Origin of the sequence: Streptomyces carpinensis (genome assembly GCF_002154505.1) — a bacterium.
Classification (GTDB): Bacteria; Actinomycetota; Actinomycetes; order Streptomycetales; family Streptomycetaceae; genus Streptomyces; species Streptomyces carpinensis.
This window is the reverse complement of the sequence record NZ_MUBM01000269.1, coordinates 1-5,608: the sequence shown is the minus strand read 5'-3', so window position 1 is coordinate 5,608 and position 5,608 is coordinate 1. Positions and strand designations below refer to the sequence as shown.

5 protein-coding genes are annotated in these 5,608 nt (G+C 71.3%); 4 read left to right on the top strand and 1 reads right to left on the bottom strand.

The window, feature by feature from the left end:
• The 4 genes from BZY54_RS32390 to BZY54_RS32375 all read left to right on the top strand — a co-directional run.
• The coding region (locus tag BZY54_RS32390) for an acyl-CoA carboxylase subunit beta (RefSeq protein WP_086728891.1) at window positions 1–1,456 on the top strand (1,456 nt) is incomplete at its 5' end.
• A 13-nt stretch (window positions 1,457–1,469) separates the two neighbouring features.
• Window positions 1,470–2,087, top strand: coding sequence for a ScbR family autoregulator-binding transcription factor (locus BZY54_RS32385; protein ID WP_086728890.1), 618 nt, complete (start codon window positions 1,470–1,472; stop codon window positions 2,085–2,087).
• Between the two features lie 442 nt (window positions 2,088–2,529).
• Window positions 2,530–3,357, top strand: a complete 828-nt coding sequence (locus tag BZY54_RS32380) for an AfsR/SARP family transcriptional regulator (RefSeq protein WP_086728889.1) — start codon at window positions 2,530–2,532, stop codon at window positions 3,355–3,357.
• A 789-nt stretch (window positions 3,358–4,146) separates the two neighbouring features.
• The gene (locus BZY54_RS32375; RefSeq protein ID WP_086728888.1) at window positions 4,147–4,968 is read left to right on the top strand and encodes an AfsR/SARP family transcriptional regulator; all 822 of its coding nucleotides are present in this window, start codon (window positions 4,147–4,149) and stop codon (window positions 4,966–4,968) included.
• A gap of 22 nt (window positions 4,969–4,990) precedes the next feature.
• Here the strand turns inward: BZY54_RS32375 and BZY54_RS32370 are convergent, their stop codons facing one another.
• Window positions 4,991–5,221: a DUF6059 family protein gene (locus BZY54_RS32370; protein ID WP_143668172.1), complete on the bottom strand. Its 231-nt coding sequence runs from the start codon at window positions 5,219–5,221 to the stop codon at window positions 4,991–4,993.
• Window positions 5,222–5,608: the final 387 nt, after the last annotated feature.

Below are 5,608 nucleotides of genomic sequence, written 5' to 3'. Positions count from 1 at the left end.
GGGCAAGCTGACCGCGCGGGAGCGGATCGAGCTGCTCCTGGACCCGGGTTCCTTCCAGGAGGTCGAGCAGCTGCGCCGGCACCGGGCGTCCGGTTTCGGCCTGGAGGCGAAGAAGCCGTACACCGACGGTGTGGTGACCGGCTGGGGCACGGTGGAGGGCCGCACGGTCTTCGTCTACGCCCACGACTTCCGCATCTTCGGCGGTGCGCTGGGCGAGGCGCACGCCACGAAGATCCACAAGATCATGGACATGGCCATCGCGGCCGGCGCTCCGCTGGTGTCGTTGAACGACGGCGCGGGCGCCCGTATCCAGGAGGGCGTCTGCGCCCTGGCCGGCTACGGCGGCATCTTCCGGCGCAACACCAAGGCCTCGGGTGTGATCCCGCAGATCTCGGTGATGCTGGGCCCGTGCGCGGGCGGCGCGGCCTACAGCCCCGCCCTGACGGACTTCGTGTTCATGGTCCGCGAGACCTCGCAGATGTTCATCACCGGCCCGGACGTGGTCAAGGCCGTCACCGGTGAGGAGATCACCCACAACGGCCTCGGCGGTGCGGACGTGCACGCCGAGACCTCCGGCGTGTGTCACTTCGCCTACGACGACGAGGAGACCTGCATCGCCGAGGTCCGCTACCTCCTCTCCCTCCTCCCGCAGAACAACCGGGAGTACCCGCCCCACGTTCCGTGCGCCGATCCGCAGACCCGCCGGTCCGCGATGTTGCCGGACCTGGTCCCGGCCGACGGCAACCGGCCCTACGACATGGCCAAGGTCATCGAGGAGATCGTCGACGACGGCGAGTACCTGGAGGTCCACGAGCGCTGGGCCCGCAACATCGTCTGCGCGCTGGCCCGCCTGGACGGCCGGGTGGTCGGCATCGTCGCCAACCAGCCGCAGACCCTGGCCGGCGTCCTGGACATCGAGGCGTCGGAGAAAGCGGCCCGGTTCGTCCAGATGTGCGACGCCTTCAACATCCCGATCGTCACCTTCCTGGACGTTCCGGGGTTCTTGCCGGGTGTGGACCAGGAGCACGGCGGGATCATCCGGCACGGCGCGAAGCTGCTGTACGCCTACTGCAACGCCACCGTGCCGCGGATCTCGCTGATCCTGCGCAAGGCGTACGGAGGTGCGTACATCGTGATGGACTCCCAGTCGATCGGCGCCGACCTCACCTTCGCCTGGCCGACCAACGAGATCGCCGTGATGGGCGCCGAGGGCGCCGCCAACGTCGTCTTCCGCCGTCAGATCGCCGCCGCCGAGGACCCCGAGGCGATGCGGGCGCGGATGGTCAAGGAGTACAGGGCGGAACTGATGCACCCGTACTACGCGGCCGAGCGCGGCCTCGTGGACGACGTGATCGACCCGGCCGGCACCCGCGAGGTGCTCATCACCTCGCTGGCGATGCTCCGCACCAAGCACGCCGACCTGCCCTCCCGCAAGCACGGCAACCCGCCGCAGTAACGGAGCACTTCGAATGGCCAAACAGGAACGGGCGCTGCGTACCCGCGAGGCGCTGATCAAGTCGGCCGCCACGGTCTTCCGCCGGGACGGTTTCAGCGTGGCCTCCCTCACCACGATCAGCTCACTGGCCGGGGTGAGCAACGGAGCGCTCCACTTCCACTTCGCGAGCAAGGCCCGTCTGGCCGAGTCGGTGGAGGATGCCGCGGCGCAACGGCTGGAGAGCATCGTCACCGCCCACGACGGCGCGGCCGGCAACGCCCTGCAGCTGCTGGTGAACGTCTCGCACGACCTCGCCCGCCGGCTCACCGAGGACGTGGTGCTGCGCGCGGGCTTCGAGCTCAGCCGCGACCGGGTCCGCGAGGGAGGCCGGGACCTGCACGGACAGTGGCGCCAGTGGGTCGAGGCGGCGCTGAAACGCGCGGCCGGTGAGGGGGTGCTCAACGAGGTCACGCCCGAGGAGGTGGCGGCCTCCGTGGTGGCGGCGACCACCGGCTTCGAGGTGCTGGGCGCACAGGACCCCGCGTGGCTCTCGCACCGTACGATCACCAGGTTCTGGCAGCTGCTGCTGCCGAGGCTGGCCGCGGCCCCCGTACTCGACGGCCTCGTGGCGGCCGGCAGCCACCCGCAGTAGCCGGGGCCGACAGCCGGGAACCGGATCCAGGAGGCCGGCACGCCGGGCCATATATAAGACCGTACGGTCTGTTTTATTTGGAGGGTTCGCCCCTTTTGATCCTCTGAGGTCGCCGGTCGGCGCGGTGCCGCGGCGTGGCCTGCGGGGTGCCCGCCGACGACCCGCCGACCTTCCGCCCGCACCCGTGCCGGAGCCCCCGTGCGGCTCAACTGAGACCGTCCGGGGGCTCTTTGGCGTGTGCGATCACTGTTCAGGGCGCCCCCCGCCGGCGGTCGGGCGGCTCGTGTGGCTGAACCTAGCCCCCTCCCATTGACAAACCGACTGTGCTGTTTTTTTAATCGGGTTCGAGCCAGAGCCGTCGAACGCCGTCCCGGCGTCCAAGCGGCGGCCCTCGCCGCATCGATCCGCACGCAACCGGCATTGGACAAAGGGGGAGAAGACAGTGGACATCGAAGTTCTGGGCGCGCTGTCAGCTCGTGAGCACGGCATCTCGGTCGCACCGACGGCCCCGAAGCCGCGTCAGGTGCTGGCCCTGCTCGCCCTGCACGCCGACCGGGTGGTCCAGGTCTCCTCCCTGATCGAGGAGCTGTGGGACGACGAGCCGCCGCGCAGCGCCCGCACCACCCTGCAGACCTACGTCCTCCAGCTGCGGGAGCTCATCGGCGAAGCGCTGGCCAAGGCCGGTGAGGAGCACGTCACCGCCAAGGACATCCTGGTCACCCTCCCCGGTGGCTACCGCCTGGACACCCGGGGCGGCCGGGTCGACTTCCGCGAGTTCGAACGGCAGGCCGGGGCGGGCTACCGGGCCATGGACGCCGAGGACTTCTCCGGCGCCGCGCGGCGACTGCGGGAGGCGCTGTCCCTGTGGACCGGCTCGGCGCTCGCCGACGTGACCGCCGGCAGCCGGATCGGCCTCGAGGTCAAGCGCCTGGAGGAGACCCGGCTGTGCGCGCTGGACCAGCGCATCGAAGCCGATCTGCGGCTCGGCCGCCACCGCGAGCTGCTGTCCGAGCTGACCGTCCTCGTCAACCGGCACCGCCTGCACGAGAATCTCCACGGTCAGTTCATGGTGGCCCTGCACCGCTCCGGCCGCCGCGGCGAGGCGCTCGGCGTCTACCAGCGTCTGCGCACCACCCTGGTGCGAGAACTGGGCCTGGAGCCCTCGGCGACACTCAGCCGGCTGCAACGCTCCATCCTGATGGCCGGCCCCGAGGCCGTCGCGGCCCGCGGCCCGGAGGTCACCGGTCCGGCCGTGGCGCGGGTGGGCTGACGCGCCTCCCGGCCGCGGGACCGCACCGGCCCGCCAGGCGCGCCGGCCGACCGCCGCGGGACCGCGCCTGCGACCGCGCTGCCCCGCCCGGGCCGGCAGACGCCCGAAACGGCGGATCGGGGCCTCCTGCCGCGGGCCCGGTGCCGCGTGCGGGGCCGAGGGGCCGGGACGCGACGGACCGGCGCCGGGGACGGCCCGGCGGGACCGGGAGCCGCGAGCGCGTCACGCCGTCGTACCTGCTCGCGCTCCTGCGATCCGGACCGGACCGGAAAGGAGCGCACGCCGAATTCCATGGACGGCTCCGGACGACTCCGGCTGATGATCCGATTCCGGTCGGAGAAAAAGCGAAGCTAAAACTCCCCGGAAATCAGACCATGGACGGTGCGTGTGGAGGCAGGGGCGACGCGAGTACGGCTCCAGCGATTTTCCGGGCCCGCACCAGTTCACGTCATGCGACGTTCGTGATGCCCCGAAGGGAAAACGAAGGGGCCCTCGGTTGCCGGGCGGGATCACTTCCATCGGCGGCGGCCCACTCTGCCTTTTCCCAGTGGCCAGACCCTGCCGGAGACGTCTCGGACACAGCTGGAAACGGCAGTGCAAGAAGACCGCTCAATGATTCCTCGATGAATTCCGAGGGCGGAGTCGCGACGGGATACGGCACGCCTCGTGCATACATCGCGGAGTAAGGACACAGGGTTCCCGCGTGGCGCAATATCGACGAACCTCGGGCACCGATTCGCACACCGGCTCGGAAGCCGAGTCCAGCCGTCGAGGTACGGGGAGGAAACCATGAAGATTTGCGTTCTGGGTCCACTGAGTGCCGATGTCAACGGGATGTCGATCGTTCCGACGGCCGGGAAGCCGCGCCAGATCCTGGCCCTGCTCGCCCTCTACCCGGGCCGGGTCATGCCCGTGCCCACGCTCATGGAGGAGATCTGGGGCACCGAACTCCCCCAGAGCGCCCTCACCACGCTGCAGACCTACATACTTCAGCTGCGGCGCCGGCTCGGCACCGCCATGGGGCCGGGCGCGCCCGGCACCGCGAAAGACGTGCTCGCCACCCGGCACGGGGGCTATCTGCTGCAGATACCGGCCGACGCGGTCGACGTCCACGCCTACGAGCGCCTCGTCACCGAGGGCCAGCACGCCTTCGAGGACGGCGAGGACGAGGTGGCCGCCCGCACCTACCGCAAGGCGCTGGATCTGTGGCAGGGGCCCGCCCTGGTCGACGTACGCGTCGGCCCGGTCCTGGAGATCGAGGCGATGCGGCTGGAGGAGAGCCGGCTCGTCACCCGGGAACGCCGTATCGACGCCGACCTCAGACTCGGCCGGCACGCCGAGGTCACCGCCGAGCTGACGGAACTGATCGCCCGGCACCCCGAGCACGAGGGGCTGCACTCGCAGGCCATGGTGGCGCTGTACCGCTCCGGCCGGCAGGCCGCCGCGCTCGACGTCTACCACCGGCTGCGCCGACGCCTGGTCGACGAGCTGGGCGTGGAGCCCTCACCGCAGCTGCAGCGGCTGCACCAGGCGATGCTCACCGTCGACCCCCAGCTGGACGTGGTGTCCGGACCGCGGCGCACTTCCACCTTCGACCTGTACGCCGCCTGACACGGCAGGGTCCCGCGGCTCCTCAGCCCGCCGGGTCGAATTCTCTCTGCAGGGCACGCTCCACCGCGGTCAGGGGCAGGTCGGGTCGCAGGCGCTCGGGATGGCCGGGTGGGGGCGCGTCCAGCAGGTGGGCATTCACCCGGGCCGTCTCGCTCGCGAAGTGGATGGCGCCGGCGGCGACCAGGCCCTGCCAGACCTGGGCCACCAGGGCGCGGGTGAACCGCCGCAGGCGCCGGACACCGGGAAACGCCATCAGGACTCCTTCGACCGCGAACGTCATCCCACCTCGCCAGGCTCGACCGGCCCGCTCGGGAACCGCACGACGTTCCCTCGAGCCCCGATCGAGAGCACGCGGCCGGTGCCCGGCGTCCGCCCCGGCGTGATCCGGCAACGCGCGAGCCGAGCGCGACCGTGACCCGACGGACCGTCACACCGAGCCGATCACCTGCGCGATGCCGCACCCCCACAGCCTTGTCCCGGACGCCGACGAGCTGCCCGCCCGCGCCGACACGCACCCAGGCCGACACGGTGCCCGCCGTACGCCGCCTCGCCGGGGTAGGGAGCCGCTCCGAGCACCTGCCGGGCTGCGCCCGGCGCCCTCGGTCTCACCGACCGGGGGGCCTGCGGGGGATGTTCGGGG